This window comes from Nostoc sp., assembly GCF_036917355.1.
In the GTDB taxonomy this organism is placed as follows: Bacteria; Cyanobacteriota; Cyanobacteriia; order Cyanobacteriales; family Nostocaceae; genus Nostoc.
In genome coordinates, this window is sequence record NZ_JBALDP010000039.1 from 49,011 (window position 1) to 69,558 (window position 20,548).

A 20,548-nucleotide genomic window follows, 5' to 3' on the forward strand; every position below is an offset into this window, starting at 1 on the left:
AATATATGCCTAACACAACTTACAGTATTTTTATTTTTACTTGCTAAATAACCTCTGATTTTCTTACAGAGTCAAGCTTTTTATCAAAACTTAATGTATAGAACTTGACATATAAACTTTTTATCCAGTAGCTTGTAATTAATTTAAGTATCTTATACCACAAGTAGAAGAAAATCGCTTAGTTATTACTCGTAAATTTCTCCTTGATAATGAACAGTGAGTATCGTGAGTTAGTCAATGAAGTCCTAAGAAAAATAGGGCGAAATATGTTGATGTTTCAGCAAATTGAGAAATGTTTGAAAGAGCTTGTTCCATTTATACATTCAGATGCTAGTACAAGGGATGCTGATAGCTTTTGGGAGTACAGAGAAAAAGCTAAGTCAAAGACTCTAGGGAATCTAATAAATACTTTTCTTGAGTCTGCGAATTATAACAATGATTACTTTGTCGAAAAATTAAGAGAGATGGTTTTCGAGCGGAACAATCTCGTTCATCACTTTGGTGGGTCGGAAGGTTTAAATATATTAAGCACTGAAGAAGGATGTAGAACTTGTATTAATTACCTAGAGTCGCAGTACCAAGAGACAGTTTACTTTTATAAGAGCATAAAACTATTTGTATTTAGTGTGGTTATTTTCCTTCGAGAAAATTACGCCGAATCTAACCCAAAAACCGAACTTTTATACCAGCAATTAAAGGCAGAGGTTATTTCTTCTGGCGTTGAGTATATAAATTTGAACAATCCCTCTGAAACAACATGGGAGAATACAAAAATTGTAAAATTGCTGCGTTTAGCCGAAACAAACACAGACAAAATAGGTGAGATGACTTCACTGGCAAGAGCGGGAGTATTTATTAAGAATAAAGATCCTGAGTGTACACCTAAAAAGTATGGGATTAATACACTAAAAGGTGTTTTGAAGGTGTCTGGCTTATTTGAAATTACTGAAAGTCAAGATACCCAAAAAAACAGCACATTTATTTTATATAAAAGTAAAATTACGTAATAATAAATCGCTAAATTCACAAGCGAGAGCCAATTACTGTGAATTAATAATTGTTATATTATTGAACTTACTATTAAAATTAAAATTATTTTTCTTTAATTTTGCGTGTAACAGAGTTGAGGAAGAAATACAAAATTACCGCTATATCTTGCTCAATACTATAATTTATGACCTTATTTAAAATATGTATAGTTTATTTACACAACGCAATCTTCCAAACGATGAAATATGGGTAGCATTGCTGCATAAATCTTTTACTTACCTCCGATAAGTTAACACAGGTTCCCATTAGAGATACCTGGTTTGATATTTCCATTCTGGAATAGCCAATAGGCTTTACCATAAACAGGACTTTAATCATGACACAACAAATAATTCGTGAAGCGCCTGCTCCTGAACCGTTAGAAGGTCAACAGACAAACTCATTCTTCTACGTCCCTGCGCCTAATGAGCCTATTCTCAATGTCAACAATATTCAAGGCAACATTCTAGGTGGGTTCAATAAAGACTACCAAGCCCTCTTGTTCCTTGAAATTGAAAATCCAAATGCCTTTAAGCACTGGCTGAAGTCACAAATTAATTTTATTGCCACCGCTTCAGAAGTTATTGCCTTTAACCGCCTATTTAAGTCCGCAAGACAACGACGAGGCCGCGAAGGTACTGTTAAGGCAACCTGGGTGAATGTAGCTTTCTCCTTTGAGGGGCTGAAGAAACTAACTAATGATGCCGACTCATTTAAGGATGAATCCTTTAAAGCTGGACTAGCAGCACGCGCAGCCGATCTGAACGACCCAGTAGACAAAAATGGTAAGCCTATTGGCTGGGTTGTGGGTGGGCCGGATAATGGCAAAGTTGATGTGGTTTTCATTATTGCCAGCGACGAACGCGCAGACTTGTTAGCAGAAATCTCGCGGATTTTAGAAAGTATTGTGGCATTTACAGATGGGAAAGGCAACGCTAAGAGCAGCGGAGCCAGAATTACCTTCTTGGAAGAAGGAGCCAACTTACCCGCACCCCTGTCTGGACATGAGCATTTCGGCAACCTGGATGGAATATCACAACCTGGTATTCGTGGCCGGGTTGCTGATAATCCTAAAGACCTTCTGACTCCTCGGCAGAATCCAGAGAATAAAAACCAGGGCAAACCAGGACAGGATCTTCTGTGGCCAGGAGAATTCGTTTTTGGCTATGAGGGTCAGAAGGATGATGCTGAAACGTTGGAACATAGCAAAGGTCAGGTTGTGTCGGCAGGACTACACTGGGCGAATGATGGCTCTTACCTTGTATTCCGGCGATTGCGTCAAGATGTGTATAAGTTCCACAAGTTCTTAAACGATATTGCTGCTGACTTAGACACCGACGCTCGAAAGGTGAGCGCAAAGCTGATTGGTCGCTGGCCCAGTGGCGCTCCCACTGTCCGCACGCCGGAGGAAGATGCCCCAAGTTTGGGTAATGATGACAATGCCAACAATGATTTTGAATTCAACGGTGACGACCCACCAGATGGAAAATTCTTCAAAAACGACGTAGTTCCTCCTTCCAAAGATGCAACGGGTCTGCGCTGCCCGTTTATTGCCCATACCCGTAAGACTTATCCACGCAATGATAAAACACCAGGAGGTGGAGGACCAGGGCCACAAGAGATTGACCGCAGTGAAGTGACTACTCAAACACACCGCTTGCTCCGTCGCGGTATTCCCTATGGCCCGGTGTCTCCTTCAACGCCGAACAATCCGCTACAAGACGCGAACTTTGTCGATCGCGGTCTCCACTTTTTGGCTTATCAGACTTCGATTGTAGAGCAGTTTGAGTTTGTTACCAGGTTCTGGGCTAACAATCCAGACTTTAGTGAGGAGGCTGCTAAAGGCCACGAGTTTGAAGGTAAATTAACTCTTGGTCACGATCCAATTATTGGTCAAAGTGAAAATAATAAACCAAATGGCGATCGCACACGTAAGTTCTTTATCCACCTTGAGGATGACCAAAATCAACCTCAAACTAAGGAGTTGACTGCACCTGAAGACTGGGTAATCCCTACTGGTGGCGGCTACTTCTTTGCACCGTCGATTTCTGCTTTGAAAGATGTATTGACAAAATAAGGATTTTAGGTAAATAGGGTAGAACCATTTGGTGGCGATCGCATACGAACTGCAAACTTCCCAAGTTTTGTCTGTCAATAAATGCCAGCACTTATACTACAGTGGTCGATATCATGGGGTTTGTAGACCATTAGAGAAATAATGAATTATGAATTTTGTTTTGCATCATTCATAATTCATTTATTTTTCTCTATTCCCCAATCTCAAACCTCAAATTTATGGATTCAAATCCAGCATTGTGTGCAGCGATCGCCAATCACATTACCACCAGTCCTCAACAACGAATTACTTTCGCCCAATTCATGGATTTGGCACTATACCACCCTGAATACGGCTACTATTCCAGCGATGCAGTCAAAATAGGTTTTAAAGATAGTGATTTTTTTACCTCTCCCAACCTCTGTTCTGACTTTGGTGAGTTACTAGCAGAACAATTTTTGCAAATGTGGGAGATTTTAGGAAAACCTGTACCCTTTTCTCTGGTAGAAATGGGAGCAGGTCAAGGATTGCTAGCTTTGCATATCCTTAAATATCATCAACAGCACTACCCAGATTTTTTTACCGCCCTGGAGTACATCATTGTTGAAAAGTCGCCAACTTTAAGACAAGAACAGCAGCAACGCTTACAAGATTTCCCTGTACGTTGGTGTAATTTAGAGGAGATACCACCAAATGCGATCGCTGGTTGCTTTTTCTCTAACGAGTTAGTAGATGCGTTCCCCGTGCATCAATTCATCCTAGAAACGGGACAACTCCGAGAAATTTATGTAACCACAGATGGTAATGAGAAAGAAACCTGCTCATCATTTGTGGAAGTCACAGGGGAACCTTCAACGCCTCAATTAGCTGAATATTTAGACTTAGTGGAAATGAACTTTACCCAAAGTGCATATCCAGATGGCTACCGTAGTGAAATTAATTTATCTGCTCTAGACTGGTTGAGTATAGTAGCAGACCGCTTGCAGCGCGGCTATGTGTTAACAATTGATTATGGCTATCCCGCCAGCCGTTACTACAATCCCAGGCGATCGCAAGGAACGTTACAGTGCTATTATCACCATCGTTTCCATGACAACCCTTATATTAATATTGGGCAACAAGATATAACTGCCCATGTTGACTTTACAGCTTTGGAACGCTGGGGTGAGAAATGTAACTTAAAGAATGTTGGTTTTATCCAGCAGGGATTATTTTTGATGGCATTGGGGTTAGGCGATCGTATTGCAGCCCTTTCCCAGCAAAAGCAACCTCTCTCGCAGTTACTACAGCATCGGGATGCACTACACCAACTTCTAGATCCCACAGGACTCGGCGGCTTTGGAATCTTAATTCAGAGCAAAGGTCTGGACAAAACAGAAATCTCTCAAGCATTAAAAGGATTGATCCTGCCAGAGTAAGCGTAAAGTTGAAAAGTTAAAACTCTATTTAAGAATGCAGTATCAGTCTTATTTGGACTAGCATAACAGTGATTACAGTAAAGTTAAACACACTACCAAAGTAATAATTATGTCCACTCATGACCTGTTAATGCTAGTAACACTACTTACCCCTGGTATATTACTTTCAGTGATAATTATGTTAACTTTTGCTGCCGGTGGTTGATTGCCAGAGTTAGGAAGTAAGAAAACTGGGATTTAGGACTGTATTTTAAATTTCAAATAACTACTTCCCAACTAAATTTGAATCAAACAATGCGCTGTTCGCGATAGGCTATAACGCTCAATGACTCGCTCTAAGCGTTGGCGTAGCCTTTCGTAGAGAAGCTATGTAAAAAGCCTTACGCAACGCTTACGGTGATGCTGTACTAAAGGAACGTAAAAAATGAAGGTGGCATTTCTGGGAATTGGACTGATGGGACTACCAATGGCTCAAAGGTTATTAGCCGCAGATATACAGCTAGTTGTCTACAATCGTACCCCAGAAAAATTAGCACCACTACAAGCAGCTGGGGCTGAAATTGCTACACATCCCCGCCATGCCATTCGTGCTGCTGAGTGTGTAATTCTCATGCTGACTAATGCCCCAGCCATTTATAATGTGTTGCTTTCAGATACTGCTTGGCAAACTTTGAAAGGGCGCACAATCATCCAAATGGGAACAATTACGCCGACAGAAAGCCAGGAAATTAGAGATGCAGTTGTTGGGGGTGGTGGTGAGTATTTAGAAGCGCCCGTATTAGGGGGTATCCCAGAAGCAAAAGCTGGCAAATTGAGTGTTATGGTAGGGGCCGAGCCAGAACAATACGAACATCACTTGAAGTTACTCCAAAATTTTGGGACAGAACCTTTACTTATCGGGCCAGTGGGATCTGCGGCGGCGCTTAAATTGGCACTAAATCAACTAATAGCTTCTCTAACAACTAGCTTTGCTCTGAGTCTAGCTTTTGTCCAGCGTCAAGGTGTAGATGTGGATGTGTTTATGCAAATCTTGCGCAACAGTCCTTTCTACGCACCTATCTTTGACAAAAAGCTACAACTGATGTTAGATGGCAATTATGCCGATCCCAATTTCCCTACAAAATACTTACTTAAAGATACGGAATTATTTATCTCAGAAGCAAAATCTCAAAGTTTGGATCTCAGCAGTATTAAAGGAGTGCGGCAAATCTTGCAAACAGCTGTAAAAATGTCATTTGCTGATGATGATTACTCATCACTATTTTCAGTCATTAAGGAATGGGGAGAAGCGATCGGGGAATAAAGACTTTAAGCTTCATCTCACGCCTGAAGGTAGTGGTAAACTAGACGTTAACAGCCACGTATCAAGGGTTTTTACTGAAGCTTGAAGCATTCATTTTTGCATTTACTGTTCGACAAGCATTTATTGAATGAGCAAATTATGATACTCTAAACTGGTTCAGTAATTGTCTTTTTGATTCAGTCATCGAAGTTGGGGCTGTGCGTAGTGCAACCCCAACTTGAGGTGCGCGATCGCATAAATCGACAGATGCAAAAAACCTAGAATTTGATAACCCGCAAATTGGATTAATAGACGATCACTGACCATTAATAGTAGTTGAGCGAGGAAATGGTAGAGATTCAGTCGCAGATGAAGGCTGAGGTTCAGGTTGAGGATTGAGAAAATCCTGCCAAGTCTTAATTTGTTCTTGCGCTGCACTGTAAGCAGCACTACCGCGTGGAACCGATTTGGCAATGTCAATGCCTCTAGCAATATCAGATTGACCTTGAGTGCGTGCTATTTCTAACAATTGCTGACTCCATTGGTCAATAGCCTGATTTGCATCCATACGTAAGATACTATTGTTTGAAACTCGATCCGCCAGTCGTATTGCCTCAACTAAGGCTTCTGGAGTGCCAGCTGCCCCTACTTCCTGGGCTTTTTTCCAGTTTTCTCTAGTGCGGATTTGCCCTTCCCAGTCATCGATCGCAGCTTGTGCTTCTTGTGAAAGCGCCCTTCCCGATGAGGCTATTTGTTGAGCTGTGCTAATGGCGGCGGTGAGATTTCCACTCTGGGCCAGTTCTTGTGCTTGATCTAAGTAAGGTTGGTCTTGAATTCGCTCAATCTTTCCTACCCAAGTACGAATTTTTTTCCGTGCTTCTGGATATAATGCACGACCTCTACGAATTTCGCTGGCCTGGGCGATCGCAGCTTGCAAGGAGTTAATATCCTCGAATATTGCGATCTGTTCGGCACGGTCTAAGTAAGGTTGGTCTTCAATTGTCTCCACTTGGGCATTCCAGCGACCTATCTCTTGTCTAGCTTCTGCGCCTCTAGGGTTGCTAGCAGGAATCAGTTGTACTTGGGCGATCGCTGCTGTTAAATTCGGGACTGTTCCCTGGCTAGCCAATATTCTTGCTTTTTCCAGATGGGCAACATCTTCAATTTCCAACTGCCAACGAGCAATTAGTTGCTGTGCTTCGTTATACACTGGTCTGGAGGGATCGATTTGTTGTGCTTGAGCGATCGCTGCCTCTAAACCAGAAACATTACCAATCCAAGCACTCCTTTTCGCGTCAGCTATGGCAATAAAGTCATCAGTTTCGCCTTGTAGTTTCGTACTTTCCGGTATTTGCCTAGCAATATTCAGCGCTTCATCCGCATCCTGCTTGTCTAGTTTCGCCTGTGCCAATTCCAGCATTTTGCGTCCAAATGCCGGAACTGCTTCCTGAGCTTTTTGGTAAAGGTAACTTTCCTGCCCAATGGACTCGGCTAACTTGATCGCTTCTAGGATATTATCGACTACTTTGCTATTTGCTAAACTTTCGGCTTTTCCTAACTTATCGCCATCTTCGCGTGCTGTGGCAATTAGACGATTCAATTGGTCGTATTTAGTACCCGCCCAGTATTGATTGTCTACGCGCAGCATTTTAGCGGATAACATGAACGCCGATTGCCAGCGCCGTTCCTTTACTTCGGCGATCGCACCGTTGTATGTGGCTTCTGCCTTCGACCAAATTGACTGCCATTTGTCAACTTGTTCATCGACTAATTTATAAGCTGCTACATCTTCGGGTATCTTACGAGCAGTCGCTATCGCTTCCTCTAAATTACCAGTTTGAAAACTTTGATCGGCTAGTTTCAAAATATCCCGCGACCATTCTTCGATGAAACGATCGATTTCTCCATGCAACGGGTGATTTTGTGGTAATTGCTTCACCAGAGCGATCGCTTGTAATAGGTCGCTCACTGTTTGCTTAGAAGCCGCTAACTGAGCGCAATGTAGCCGTACAGAAGCACTAGCTAGCGGCCAGAAAATCGAGGGGCAATTAGGGGCAGATGGCAACTTTAGCAGCATTGCCATTGCCAAGAATCCGACACTGCTGGGAATCAACATTAGTAGTACTAGCCACAATGTCCAGCTTTTCAGCCAGCGTGGCCATTTCCCAGAAGTACTGCTGAGTTGGGCAGTTTCTTCTGAATTACTATTCGTATGGTTTTTTTTTCGCCGCTTCACTGACTTGGAAGTAGAACCAGTAGCTGGGACATCAAATGGCTGAGTTTCACCGAATTGTTCTGTTCGGGATAATCTTTTGTTTTGATCTGGCTTTCTTCCACTGGCTGAAGACCAACTGTCTGGAATATCCCGCTCTGTCATCTCTCACACCAAAATAATTGAATAGCGCTCTGTTTTAGGTTGATAATTCCATTGTTGACATAGTAACTTTCTCATCATTAAAAAGCTACTTTTTTGATTATCTCTCTCCACAGAGTACCATTATCAATCTCAAAAATCAGTGCTATTTTATACTTTATCCTCAAACAGCAGATTCGGCTTGCAAATCGGAAATTAGTTGAGCTAACTGATCGCTACTTGCCTGGTAGACATTGCCGCAAAAGTCGCAAGTTGCTTCAGCACCATCATCTTTAAGAATCATATCTTGCAGTTCAGCTTCTCCCAAAATCTTCAGTGCCCCCAAAACGCGATCGAAAGAGCAACCACAGTGGAAGCGCAACATTTGGCGTTCGGAAAAAATTTCCAACCCCATATCTCCCAATAAGTCACCAAAGATTTCAGGTAACGTCTTGCCAGCTTGCAACAATGGCGTAAATCCTGCTAGACTAGCAACCCGTGATTCCAACGTTTCTACTAAGGCTTCGTCTCTGGCGGCTTTGGGCAATACTTGTATCAGTAATCCTCCAGCAGCAGTTACTCCGCCTGCTCCCACGAACACACCTAAAACTAAAGCCGAAGGTGTTTGTTCGGAATTCACCAGATAATGAGCGACATCATCACCAATTTCGCCAGAAACTAGTTCTACCGTACTAGAGTAAGGATAACCGCGACCAATATCTCGCACAACGTAGAGGTAGCCGCCACCCACAGCACCACCAACATCTAATTTACCTTTGGCATTAGGAGGCAATTCTACAGATGGATTCCCGACATATCCGCGTACTGTACCATCTAAGCCTGCGTCTACTAATATGCCACCCAAAGGGCCATCGCCCTTCACTCGAACATTCACCCTCGATCCAGTCCGCTTCATACTAGAAGCCATTAACAAGCCTGCCGTCATAGTCCGACCCAGTGCTGCCGTTGCCACATAAGAAAGCTTGTGGCGCTGCCGTGCTTCTTCTGTTAAACGTGTGGCGATCGCACCTACGGCACGAATTCCACCTTCGGCTGCTGTTGCACGAATTAACTGATCCGCCATGAATAACCTTACATTTCTTAACAAGTTCACTTTTTCTATTCTAAGTTCTCTGCTGCAAGAAAAGTAACGTAGTCAGGTGTTACGCAAATAAACGGCTGTCATTGGTCATTAGTCATTAGTTATTTGCAAAGGACAAAGAACTGATGACTAATGACAAACACTATTTGCAATATTAGAAATAGCGATGTCTTATCTTTAGGTAATCCGAGAAAAATGCTGGGTAATTTTCAACAAAGCCAACTACGGATTGAAATCGAAGCATCAACAGATGCAATTCGTGACAGTCTGCTGCATCCCGTGCAACTAAAAAAATGGCTTTTAGGGCAACGTTTTGCGTCAGGAATGCCAGAAGAATTGCTTCCCGGACTCCAGTTTACAACCTGGACTGGGCCAGTCGCGATTCATCATCAAGTAAATGTTGTCAAATCCAACTGCCTTCGCTTAGTACTCAGCGGAGGCATTGACGGGTTCCACGAATGGTACTGGGGAGAAGGTTGGGTACAGTCACGCTTGGAAGGAGTTTCAATTTTGCCCTTGAATTTGGGTCAAACACTCAGCTTGTTGAGCTTGCGTCAGTTTTTAACAACTCAAGAACGTTTAATTGACTGAACGTAGAAAAGGGATTTTCCTTGTCTCTATGGCTAGCCTTTTCAAAGCGACTCGAAAAATCTCTTTTTTCTCTCTTTGCCACGGACACTTTGCTCAAGTAGGGAAACCCGCTTATGCAAGTGTCCTCCTATGTGGCTGTGCGGTTTAAAAGTAATTTATCTAAGGACTCTAGACGTAGAGAACATAAAATTGCATAGATTAAAATTTTTAAACTCTTTATGCACCATATTGTCCACTTTTTAAACTTGTGGTAATTAGTTTTGCCTTGACCAATTTCTAGCGGCTATCAGTGCCATTATCATATTTCAGGTATTCTTCAAAGGCTAGTTTTGGGCTGGTTATAGCCATTGCTTCCCTTTTTAAATTTTTACCTTGGTTTTACAACTAACACTGAACAATTAGCCTCTTCTACAACTTGACTGCTAACTGAACCCTGAACAATTCGTTTCATCCCCATCAAGCCCCGACTGCCAATTACGATCAAGTCAGTTTTATAAATATTGGCAAGACGAATAATCTCTTCAGCGGGATCGCCAGTTACTAACTCTAACTCACTTCCGGCTGATAACTTTTCCTGATATAATTGCAGTTGCTTTTCAATATGAAAATAAGAAAAAGTTGGGGACTCTGGCTGAGGGCGATCGGCAGGTAGTTCCATTTCTGACTCTGGTGTGAGAAACACATGACAGAGAATAACCTTGGCGTCTTTTGAAAACACCAAACTATCTAAAGCTTGAATTACTCGTTCTGAAATATCCGAACCGTCCAGAGCTACCAAAACACTATTTAGCACTGCTCTCGTCTCCTAAAGAGTAGACCCCTTACATAAATAAGTATCTAGCAAAATTAGTCGGCAGTGACACTAAACTAATTTTTTATGTGACGCTTAGTTTATATATTTAAGGCTACGCCATAAGTCAGCTAGTTTCATACCACTTTCATGCGAACGGGTTGTAGCAACTTTTCTGGAGAAGCTTTTCACGAATTTCTAAGAAAGGAAAACCCTGTCTCAGAAACTACTGTTGGCAATGCCCAACTCGTGCTTAAAGGCTAACTGAAGGCAGCATAGCAAATGGCGTACATTAGCATAGCTTACCGTAGGTATCGCAATCCAAACTTTGAGTTATCAGAAAAAATTAAGCATTCCAAATCACTATTCTTGCTGAATTCGGCGTCGGACTGAATCAGCATGAGAAGGTAAACCTTCTGCTGTTGCTAGCACATCTATGGCACCAGCCACATTTTGCAGTGCAATTTGAGAGTATTGAATAATACTGGAGTGTTTAAGGAAAGTTTCAACACCCAATGCCGAAGCATAGCGGGCAGCACCAGAAGTTGGCAAGGTATGATTAGGACCTGCCAAATAGTCTCCTACAGCTTCTGGTGTTGAGTAACCCAAAAAGATTGCCCCAGCGTGGCGAATCTGTGATAGGAGTGCCCAAGGGTCTTTGACTTCTAATTCCAGGTGTTCGGGAGCAAATTCATTCGAGAGTTCTGCTGCGGCCTGGAGCGATTCCACAACGATAATCAAGCCATAGTGAGCGATCGCTTTTTCTGTGTCTATTCGCCGTGGATGATCGACTAGCTGTCTTTCCAAGGCTAATTGTACGTTTTTCGCCAAAGCAGCATCTGTCGTCAGCAAAATCGCTGCCGCCATTGGATCGTGTTCGGCTTGGGCTAGCAAGTCAGCAGCTACATGCACCGGATTTGCGCTTTCATCGGCAATCACCAGCACTTCGCTGGGGCCTGCCAAAGAATCAATGCCAACGGTGCCATATACAAGTTTTTTCGCTAGGGTGACATAAATATTACCAGGGCCAGTAATCACATCCACTTTCGGAATTGTTTCTGTGCCATAGGCTAAAGCAGCGATCGCTTGTGCGCCCCCAATACGATAAATTTCTTGCACCCCTGCTTCTTGGGCAGCTACCAAGACTGCTGGGTTAATAGCACCCCCTGGGCCTGGTGGTGTTACCATCACCACGTGCGGTACAGCAGCAACATGAGCCGGAATTGCATTCATTAGCACTGTACTGGGATAGGCGGCACGACCACCAGGCACATACAACCCGGCTCGGTCTACAGGTGTGTAGCGTTTGCCCAGTACTACTTCATCATCACCAAAGTGTACCCAGCTTTTTGGTACTCGCTGACGATGAAACGCTTCAATTTGGCGGCAAGCTAGCCGAACTGCACTCAACAACTCTTTTGATACCTGTTGATAGGCTGCATCAAGTTCCGATCCTGTAACTCGGAGTTCTTCTGCTTTCAGGGTTTGTTTGTCAAATTCGTCCGTGTAATGCAATACAGCTTTGTCGCCTTGGCGCTTCACTGCTTGCAAAATTTCCCGCACCGTTGCTTCTTTGTGAAGTACCTGTTCGTCATGGGTGCGATCGCAGATCCGTTGTAGTTCTGCTCTAACGTCTGCCTGCTGAGTAATAATTCGCAGCATGGAGTAAGGACAATGCCAAAATTATAATATTCCCACCTGAGATTTAGTATTGCTCTTGACCCACTGGGGTGTGCAAGCTGACTCTAATTCTCTTCTCTAGCTTAACCTGGATTTTTTTGATACTCTCAAGGCCACCAGCGCATAGTTTGCTTGAGAACACGACTTAATTGCTCAATCCGACAAGCCTTGACTGGCTACCGATAGGAAGCAGGTGTGCCATTTCCCGCTACCCTTACACCCTTTACCTCAATTTTTATGGGGTGCAGATGGTGTGTTTACACATCCAATTCCCTGAATTTACAGGGGCTAGGGTCTGAGTATAATTTTTACTTATTTCCCTAACTTTTAGTAGTTAATGTCTGTACAGGCACGATATATCGGTTCTATACTTGAGAATTCCTGAAATTTAGCTCTTTACAGTTTCTGCCTCTAAATAATACATCTGGTTTACGGACAAATTATATTTATTGGCAATCACATTGCTTAATCAGGTTGTGATGAGTTAGGGTGACAGTTATTTATTAGATGTATTTTATTTTAACGCATTTCCTCAATTGACGAAATACTGGATTGGCGAGTAGAGACTATGGAACTAATACCAATATTGAAATATTAATCTTCATTCATGCCCAAGACCTAATACCATAATTTTTTTAGGAAATTATAACATTGGCAATTTGGATGCTATATTAGTAAGTCTAGTAGTGTGTGTACATAATTAATAATCGTATTTTTGGAATTGACTGTGGCGAATACAAAGTCTGCTCTTAAGCGTGCCCAAATCGCAGAACGTAACCGACTGCGTAATAAATCTTACAAATCAGCAGTCAAGACGCTGATGAAGAAATACCTCAATGCTGTAGCTGCTTATACAGCTAATCCTAGCCCAGAATTAAAACAAGAAGCACAGGCTCGGTTATCCGAGGCTTACGGCAAAATTGATAAGGCGATCAAACGAGGTGTTCTTCACCCAAATAATGGGGCAAGGAAAAAATCAAGATTGGCTCACAGATTAAAACCCCTCACACAAACAGCTGAGTAGTCATTGGTAATTTGTCCTTAGTCATTGGTAACAAAACAAACGACAAATGACGAAGGACAAACAGCAAAGGACAAAAGATGCAACTGATAGACACGCACGTACATCTCAACTTTGATAGTTTTCAGCCGGATTTAGCAACAGTGCGATCGCGGTGGCAAAAAGCAGGTGTAGTGCGTTTAGTGCATTCCTGTGTTCACCCGGAGGAGTTTTCTAGTATTCAATCCATAGCCCAAGATTTTCCCGAAATTAGTTTTGCTGTAGGATTACATCCTTTAGATGCTGATAAATGGAATAGCGAGACAGCCGAGAAAATCAAAACTTTAGCGAGTTCTGACTCGAATGTGGTAGCAATTGGGGAAATGGGGCTGGATTTTTACAAAGCTGATAACTATGATCAACAGTATCTGGTGTTTGAATCCCAGTTGGCGATCGCATCTGAACTAAACTTACCGGTGATTATCCACTGCCGTGATGCTGCCGTGGCAACCAAAGAAGTGTTGCAAAAATGGCGGCAACTCAAAGGAGAAAGAGTGCGGGGTGTGATGCATTGCTGGGGAGGAACACCTGAAGAAACTCAATGGTTTCTCGATTTAGGCTTCTATATCAGCTTTAGCGGTACGGTAACGTTTAAAAATTCCAAAGCAATCCAATCCTCCGCTGCAATGGTAAGTAGCGATCGCCTCCTGATTGAAACAGACTGTCCATTTCTCGCTCCAGTTCCAAAACGGGGCGAGAGGCGCAACGAGCCTGCCTACGTACTTTATGTAGCCGAGCAAGTAGCTAAACTGCGTCAGGAAACGGTAGAGGCGATCGCCCATCAAACCACCCAAAACGCCTGTGAATTATTCGGGTTGTCAATATCAAATGTGTTCTAGTATCTTTTGTTAAGTTGTGTAAAAAAAATAAACCTATAGAGGGACAAAAATATGCTAATATTATCCCCTCAAAAACATTTTGCTTGCGCCATAATGATAAAAGAAGGAGCATAAAACTTCTCATCTGAATCTTCCATGCTGTTATGGCTTGGCCATCCTCAAAATCTCTACAAGCGGATGCTCTCCACACATGACTAACTGTGCCAACCTGAATTGAGCTAGACTTTTACACAACATCAGTTTACTTTGTATTGAACCTATTCAAAATCGTTAAACAAAAATTGCCTTGTGAGTACAATCCAGCAAAATGAAGTGATTCTGATTCAAAACGGACAAGGTGCGGATCATTCCCTCAGTCTTAGGATATCTCAAATATCACTGAGAGTATAAACCAGCGGGGTGGATTTAAAACACACTGTGTGGAGCTGCGTCAGCAAATTAACGCGCTTTTTGGAGGGGAAGTGAAGAAAGTAAATCAAATTCAGGAATATTTTAACTGGATATTCTATTTGAAATGGGCATTGGGGAGCCAGGGTGTTGGGCGGCTCTGCCGACTTTTCTCGCTGCTCTTAAGCAAGCTACGCGCAGCATCTGCTGTCGGAGAAGTTAATGGCTCCATTGGGCATGAGATGCAAAGGGAAAAGACTTTCAGTAACTTTTCCTATACTTTCATAGTACCCATTACCCATTACTTAGTCCCTTATTAAGGGCAATTTCTTCCTTGTGAAAATTGTTTGTTCCAGCCAAATTTAATGGCTACTTTTGCCCACAGATGTAAATCACAAGTGTGTAAGAAAAAGTTCCCAAACAGCTAAGGGCACTGGCTAGCAGTGGGAAGCGTCAAATAGCAGTGTCCAAGGGAAAATTTAACCAGGTTGACAAAGGTAGAGGCATGACTAAAGAAACATATATGGAACCCGCCTTTCTGTTACCCGACTTGATTGAAATCCAGCGATCGAGCTTTCGCTGGTTTTTGGAAGAAGGGCTGATAGAAGAACTTAACTCCTTTAGTCCTATTACAGATTATACGGGCAAATTAGAATTGCACTTTTTGGGTCATAACTACAAACTCAAGGAGCCAAAGTACAGCGTCGAAGAAGCCAAACGTCGGGATAGTACTTATGCCGTCCAAATGTATGTCCCCACACGCCTGATTAACAAAGAAACCGGGGAAATCAAAGAACAAGAGGTATTTATTGGCGACTTGCCTTTGATGACCGATCGCGGCACGTTTATTATTAACGGAGCCGAACGGGTAATTGTCAACCAAATAGTGCGATCGCCAGGTGTCTATTACAAATCAGAAATCGACAAAAATGGGCGACGTACTTATTCAGCTAGCTTAATTCCCAACCGGGGAGCATGGCTGAAATTTGAAACAGACCGTAACGATTTGGTGTGGGTACGCATCGACAAAACCCGCAAACTCTCAGCGCAGGTACTCCTAAAAGCTTTAGGTTTGTCGGACAACGAAATCTTTGACGCCTTACGCCACCCCGAATATTTCCAAAAAACTATCGAAAAAGAAGGGCAATTCTCAGAAGAAGAAGCCCTGATGGAGTTATATCGCAAACTGCGCCCTGGTGAACCACCCACAGTGTTAGGTGGACAACAACTCCTAGACTCTCGTTTCTTTGATCCGAAACGTTATGACCTTGGTCGCGTCGGACGCTATAAGCTCAACAAAAAATTGCGTCTTTCTGTCCCAGACACAATGCGCGTGTTGACTGCTGGCGATATTTTAGCAGCGGTAGATTACTTAATTAACCTAGAATATGACATCGGTAACATCGATGACATTGACCACTTAGGCAACCGTCGGGTGAGAAGCGTTGGTGAATTGTTGCAAAACCAAGTGCGGGTAGGCTTAAATCGCCTAGAGAGAATTATTCGGGAACGGATGACCGTATCTGATGCCGAAGTGCTAACTCCCGCTTCCTTGGTAAACCCCAAACCATTAGTAGCAGCAATTAAAGAATTCTTTGGTTCCAGCCAGTTAAGTCAGTTTATGGATCAAACCAATCCTCTGGCAGAACTGACCCACAAACGCCGACTGAGTGCCCTTGGCCCTGGTGGTTTAACCCGCGAACGCGCTGGGTTTGCTGTGCGAGATATTCATCCTAGTCACTATGGACGCATTTGCCCCATTGAGACACCAGAAGGCCCTAACGCCGGATTGATTGGCTCCTTGGCAACCCATGCGCGGGTAAACCTTTACGGCTTCCTAGAAACACCATTTAGACCTGTAGAAAATGGTCGGGTCAGATTTGACCTACCTCCAGCCTACATGACAGCCGATGAAGAAGACGACCTACGGGTTGCTCCTGGAGACATTCCTGTAGATGAAACTGGGCACATTATTGGGCCACAAGTGCCAGTCCGGTATCGCCAAGAATTTTCCACCACAACACCAGAACAGGTTGACTACGTAGCAGTATCTCCTGTACAGATTGTGTCGGTAGCAACCAGCATGATTCCCTTTTTGGAGCATGATGACGCTAACCGAGCATTGATGGGATCGAACATGCAACGGCAAGCTGTACCCCTGCTCAAGCCAGAGCGTCCTTTGGTGGGTACTGGTTTGGAAGCGCAAGGAGCAAGAGACTCCGGGATGGTGATTGTATCGCGTACCGATGGTGATGTCACTTATGTGGACGCTACAGAAATTCGCGTCCGTCCGAAACCTAATACCCCAGAAATTAAGTACACCCTTTCCAAGTACCAACGCTCAAACCAAGACACTTGTTTAAATCAGAAACCTCTCGTCCGTATTGGTGAGCGGGTTGTTGCTGGTCAGGTATTGGCTGATGGCTCCTCCACCGAAGGCGGTGAATTAGCGCTAGGACAAAATATCGTCGTTGCCTATATGCCTTGGGAAGGCTACAACTACGAAGACGCAATTTTAATCTCTGAAAGACTGGTGCAGGATGATGTCTACACCTCAATTCACATTGAAAAATATGAAATTGAAGCTAGACAGACGAAACTGGGACCAGAAGAAATCACCAGAGAAATTCCTAACGTCGGGGAAGATGCCTTGCGTCAGTTGGATGAACAGGGAATCATTCGCATTGGGGCATGGGTAGAAGCTGGTGATATCTTGGTAGGAAAAGTCACACCAAAAGGTGAATCTGACCAACCACCAGAAGAAAAACTATTGCGTGCCATATTCGGGGAAAAAGCGCGAGATGTACGGGACAATTCCTTGCGAGTGCCAAACGGTGAAAAAGGTCGCGTAGTTGATGTGCGCTTGTTTACTCGCGAACAAGGCGATGAACTACCACCAGGAGCCAACATGGTAGTTCGGGTGTATGTTGCCCAAAAACGCAAAATCCAAGTTGGCGACAAAATGGCAGGACGCCACGGTAACAAAGGGATTATTTCTCGGATATTACCAGCGGAAGATATGCCTTATTTGCCCGATGGTTCACCAGTGGACATTGTACTCAACCCCTTGGGCGTACCCAGCCGGATGAACGTCGGACAAGTATTTGAGTGCCTCTTGGGTTGGGCTGGTCAAACTTTGGGAGTGCGATTTAAGATTACTCCCTTTGACGAAATGTACGGGGAAGAGTCATCTCGCCGAATTGTGCATGGCAAATTGCAAGAAGCACGAGACGAAACAGGGAAAGACTGGGTATATAACCCAGATAACCCAGGCAAAATCATGGTATATGACGGTCGTACAGGTGAACCTTTTGACCGAGCAATTACCATCGGTGTGGCTTACATGCTGAAGCTGGTGCATTTGGTGGATGATAAGATCCACGCCCGTTCTACAGGGCCATACTCACTGGTGACTCAGCAACCCTTGGGTGGTAAAGCACAACAAGGTGGTCAGCGGTTTGGGGAAATGGAAGTGTGGGCATTGGAAGCCTTTGGTGCAGCTTACACCTTACAGGAATTGCTCACAGTTAAATCTGACGATATGCAAGGACGGAATGAAGCGTTAAATGCGATCGTTAAAGGTAAGGCAATTCCTAGACCTGGAACTCCAGAATCCTTTAAGGTGCTAATGCGCGAGTTGCAATCATTGGGGTTAGATATTGCTGTACACAAGGTAGAAACCCAAGCAGACGGCAGTTCCCTAGATGTTGAAGTCGATTTGATGGCAGACCAATCAGCCCGTCGCACACCTCCTCGACCAACTTATGAATCTCTTTCCCGCGAATCGCTGGAAGATGACGAATAAGGAGTGCTGAGTGCTGAATGCTAAATGCTGAGTCTAAAAAAACTCAGTAATTTGCATTTAGCACTTAGAAATCTCTTAATTCAAACCTTAAAACTAAAATATACTCAAAACTCGGAACTCAGCACTTAAGTATGAGACCTGCCCAAACTAATCAGTTTGACTACGTAAAAATCGGCTTGGCTTCCCCCGAACGCATTCGGCAGTGGGGCGAGAGAACATTGCCCAACGGTCAAGTAGTCGGTGAAGTTACCAAGCCAGAGACAATTAACTACCGAACTCTCAAGCCAGAGATGGATGGCTTATTTTGTGAACGCATCTTTGGCCCCGCAAAAGATTGGGAATGCCATTGTGGCAAGTATAAAAGAGTCCGTCATAGAGGTATTGTCTGTGAGCGCTGTGGTGTAGAAGTCACCGAGTCACGGGTGCGTCGCCACCGTATGGGCTATATTAAACTCGCCGCACCAGTAGCTCACGTCTGGTATCTCAAAGGCATTCCTAGCTATATTTCCATTCTGTTGGATATGCCCTTGCGGGATGTCGAGCAGATTGTCTATTTCAACTCTTATGTTGTCCTGAGTCCTGGTAATGCTGAAACTTTAACTTACAAACAACTACTCAGTGAAGATCAGTGGTTGGAAATAGAAGACCAAATTTATAGCGAAGATTCTCTGCTGCAAGGCGTAGAGGTAGGTATTGGCGCTGAAGCGCTATTGCGTTTGCTTGCCGATATCAATTTGGAACAAGAAGCGGAAAGCCTACGGGAAGAAATTGGCAACGCCAAGGGACAAAAGCGAGCCAAGCTAATTAAGCGACTGCGGGTAATTGACAACTTCATTGCTACTGGTTCCAAACCAGAGTGGATGGTAATGGCAGTTATTCCGGTGATTCCCCCCGACTTGCGCCCAATGGTGCAGCTAGATGGTGGACGTTTTGCCACCAGCGATTTGAATGATTTGTATCGACGGGTAATTAACCGCAACAATCGTTTGGCACGCTTGCAAGAAATTTTAGCACCAGAAATTATTGTGCGGAACGAAAAGCGGATGCTGCAAGAAGCAGTGGATGCTTTGATTGACAATGGTCGTCGGGGACGCACTGTGGTAGGGGCAAATAACCGACCACTGAAATCTTTGTCCGACATTATTGAGGGTAAGCAAGGACGTTTCCGACAAAACTTGTTAGGCAAACGGGTTGACTACTCTGGACGTTCGGTTATTGTAGTCGGGCCAAAGCTGAAAATTCACCAGTGTGGTTTGCCTAGAGAAATGGCAATTGAGCTATTTCAACCATTTGTGATTAACCGCCTGATTCGTAGCGGTATGGTAAATAACATCAAAGCTGCGAAAAAGCTGATATCCCGCAATGATCCCAGTGTTTGGGATGTGCTGGAAGAGGTGATTGAAGGACACCCAGTGATGCTAAACAGGGCGCCAACATTACACCGCTTAGGGATTCAGTCTTTTGAACCAATTTTAGTGGAAGGTAGAGCGATTCAACTTCATCCTCTCGTGTGTCCAGCATTTAACGCCGATTTTGACGGCGACCAAATGGCGGTACACGTCCCTCTGTCATTAGAAAGTCAGGCTGAAGCGCGGTTGTTGATGTTGGCTTCTAACAATATTTTGTCACCAGCCACCGGTAAACCGATCATCACGCCTAGCCAAGATATGGTGTTGGGAGCCTATTACTTAACAGCAGAAAATCCCGGTGCGACAAAAGGCGCAGGAAAGTACTTTTCTTCGCTAGAGGATGTAATTATGGCTTTCCAGCAAGAGCAAATTGACTTGCACGCCTATATTTACGTGCGGTTTGACGGTGAAATAGAATCAGACCAACCGGATACGGAACCCGTGAAAGTCACGGAAAACGAGGATGGTACCCGGACATTACTCTATAAGTTCCGTCGAGTCAGACAAGACGCTAAAGGTAATGTACTTTCCCAGTATATATACACAACTCCCGGTCGCGTTATTTACAATAATGCTATTCAGGAAGCACTAGCAAGTTAATTCGTAATTTCTAATGACGCTTGCGGACTCGCTCTAAGCGAAGCCATGCCGAAGGCTTTACGCTGCGCTAACGTAATTCGTAATTGAAGAATTAATTACGAATTACAAACTACGAATTACGACTTATTAATTATTGATGACTCAGGA

The 20,548-nt window shown here is 43.7% G+C and carries 13 protein-coding genes; 9 read left to right on the forward strand and 4 right to left on the reverse strand.

All coding sequences use genetic code 11. The features are described 5' to 3' along the window. The first annotated feature begins 209 nt into the window (after nt 1-209). From V7K53_RS11595 to V7K53_RS11610, 4 genes are all read left to right on the forward strand, one after another. Nucleotides 210-1,007 (forward strand): OST-HTH/LOTUS domain-containing protein, encoded by a 798-nt coding sequence (locus tag V7K53_RS11595; RefSeq protein ID WP_335197653.1) that lies wholly within the window; start codon nt 210-212, stop codon nt 1,005-1,007. A 359-nt stretch (nt 1,008-1,366) separates the two neighbouring features. Beyond that, complete coding sequence (locus V7K53_RS11600) at nt 1,367-3,106, forward strand: Dyp-type peroxidase (RefSeq protein WP_335197655.1); 1,740 nt, start codon at nt 1,367-1,369, stop codon at nt 3,104-3,106. A 218-nt stretch (nt 3,107-3,324) separates the two neighbouring features. After that, nucleotides 3,325-4,503: a class I SAM-dependent methyltransferase gene (locus V7K53_RS11605; RefSeq protein WP_335197657.1), complete on the forward strand. Its 1,179-nt coding sequence runs from the start codon at nt 3,325-3,327 to the stop codon at nt 4,501-4,503. A 424-nt stretch (nt 4,504-4,927) separates the two neighbouring features. Then, on the forward strand, nt 4,928-5,806 hold the full coding sequence (locus V7K53_RS11610) for an NAD(P)-dependent oxidoreductase (RefSeq protein WP_335197658.1): 879 nt from the start codon (nt 4,928-4,930) through the stop codon (nt 5,804-5,806). 295 nt (nt 5,807-6,101) lie between these two features. Here the strand turns inward: V7K53_RS11610 and V7K53_RS11615 are convergent, their stop codons facing one another. Then, entirely contained in the window at nt 6,102-8,162 is a 2,061-nt protein-coding gene (locus tag V7K53_RS11615; protein WP_335197659.1) for a chromosome segregation ATPase, read from the reverse strand. 160 nt (nt 8,163-8,322) lie between these two features. Continuing rightward, nucleotides 8,323-9,222, reverse strand: coding sequence for an Hsp33 family molecular chaperone HslO (gene hslO, locus V7K53_RS11620; RefSeq protein ID WP_335197660.1), 900 nt, complete (start codon nt 9,220-9,222; stop codon nt 8,323-8,325). Between the two features lie 213 nt (nt 9,223-9,435). Here hslO and V7K53_RS11625 point away from each other — a divergent pair, with 213 nt between their 5' ends. Further along, complete coding sequence (locus tag V7K53_RS11625; RefSeq protein WP_335197679.1) at nt 9,436-9,831, forward strand: hypothetical protein; 396 nt, start codon at nt 9,436-9,438, stop codon at nt 9,829-9,831. Between the two features lie 367 nt (nt 9,832-10,198). On the opposite strand, the gene V7K53_RS11630 is transcribed toward V7K53_RS11625, so the two are convergent. Both V7K53_RS11630 and hisD read right to left on the reverse strand, forming a co-directional pair. Next, nucleotides 10,199-10,624 carry a universal stress protein gene (locus V7K53_RS11630; RefSeq protein WP_335197661.1) on the reverse strand — a complete coding sequence of 142 codons (426 nt, stop codon included), beginning with the start codon at nt 10,622-10,624 and terminating at the stop codon, nt 10,199-10,201. A 360-nt stretch (nt 10,625-10,984) separates the two neighbouring features. Beyond that, complete coding sequence (gene hisD, locus V7K53_RS11635; protein ID WP_335197662.1) at nt 10,985-12,283, reverse strand: histidinol dehydrogenase; 1,299 nt, start codon at nt 12,281-12,283, stop codon at nt 10,985-10,987. 745 nt (nt 12,284-13,028) lie between these two features. On the opposite strand from hisD, the gene rpsT reads away from it, so the two are divergent. The 4 genes from rpsT to V7K53_RS11655 all read left to right on the forward strand — a co-directional run bounded on the left by rpsT (nt 13,029) and on the right by V7K53_RS11655 (nt 20,401). Beyond that, nucleotides 13,029-13,325 (forward strand): 30S ribosomal protein S20, encoded by a 297-nt coding sequence (rpsT, locus tag V7K53_RS11640; protein ID WP_335054742.1) that lies wholly within the window; start codon nt 13,029-13,031, stop codon nt 13,323-13,325. A 77-nt stretch (nt 13,326-13,402) separates the two neighbouring features. Continuing rightward, on the forward strand, nt 13,403-14,200 hold the full coding sequence (locus V7K53_RS11645) for a TatD family hydrolase (RefSeq protein WP_335197663.1): 798 nt from the start codon (nt 13,403-13,405) through the stop codon (nt 14,198-14,200). 892 nt (nt 14,201-15,092) lie between these two features. Beyond that, complete coding sequence (gene rpoB / locus V7K53_RS11650) at nt 15,093-18,392, forward strand: DNA-directed RNA polymerase subunit beta (RefSeq protein WP_334769387.1); 3,300 nt, start codon at nt 15,093-15,095, stop codon at nt 18,390-18,392. 131 nt (nt 18,393-18,523) lie between these two features. After that, a complete protein-coding gene (locus tag V7K53_RS11655) occupies nt 18,524-20,401 on the forward strand; it encodes a DNA-directed RNA polymerase subunit gamma (protein ID WP_335197664.1) in 1,878 nt (625 codons plus the stop codon). Nucleotides 20,402-20,548 lie beyond the last annotated feature (147 nt).

Bases quoted from the DNA above. Each gene is read 5' to 3' on its own strand.
- V7K53_RS11595 (WP_335197653.1), top strand. From the start codon at position 210: ATGAACAGTGAGTATCGTGAGTTAGTCAATGAAGTCCTAAGAAAAATA.
- V7K53_RS11600 (WP_335197655.1), top strand. From the start codon at position 1,367: ATGACACAACAAATAATTCGTGAAGCGCCTGCTCCTGAACCGTTAGAA.
- V7K53_RS11605 (WP_335197657.1), top strand. From the start codon at position 3,325: ATGGATTCAAATCCAGCATTGTGTGCAGCGATCGCCAATCACATTACC.
- V7K53_RS11610 (WP_335197658.1), top strand. From the start codon at position 4,928: ATGAAGGTGGCATTTCTGGGAATTGGACTGATGGGACTACCAATGGCT.
- V7K53_RS11615 (WP_335197659.1), bottom strand. From the start codon at position 8,162: ATGACAGAGCGGGATATTCCAGACAGTTGGTCTTCAGCCAGTGGAAGA.
- hslO (WP_335197660.1), bottom strand. From the start codon at position 9,222: ATGGCGGATCAGTTAATTCGTGCAACAGCAGCCGAAGGTGGAATTCGT.
- V7K53_RS11625 (WP_335197679.1), top strand. From the start codon at position 9,436: ATGCTGGGTAATTTTCAACAAAGCCAACTACGGATTGAAATCGAAGCA.
- hisD (WP_335197662.1), bottom strand. From the start codon at position 12,283: ATGCTGCGAATTATTACTCAGCAGGCAGACGTTAGAGCAGAACTACAA.
- V7K53_RS11645 (WP_335197663.1), top strand. From the start codon at position 13,403: ATGCAACTGATAGACACGCACGTACATCTCAACTTTGATAGTTTTCAG.
- rpoB (WP_334769387.1), top strand. From the start codon at position 15,093: ATGACTAAAGAAACATATATGGAACCCGCCTTTCTGTTACCCGACTTG.
- V7K53_RS11655 (WP_335197664.1), top strand. From the start codon at position 18,524: ATGAGACCTGCCCAAACTAATCAGTTTGACTACGTAAAAATCGGCTTG.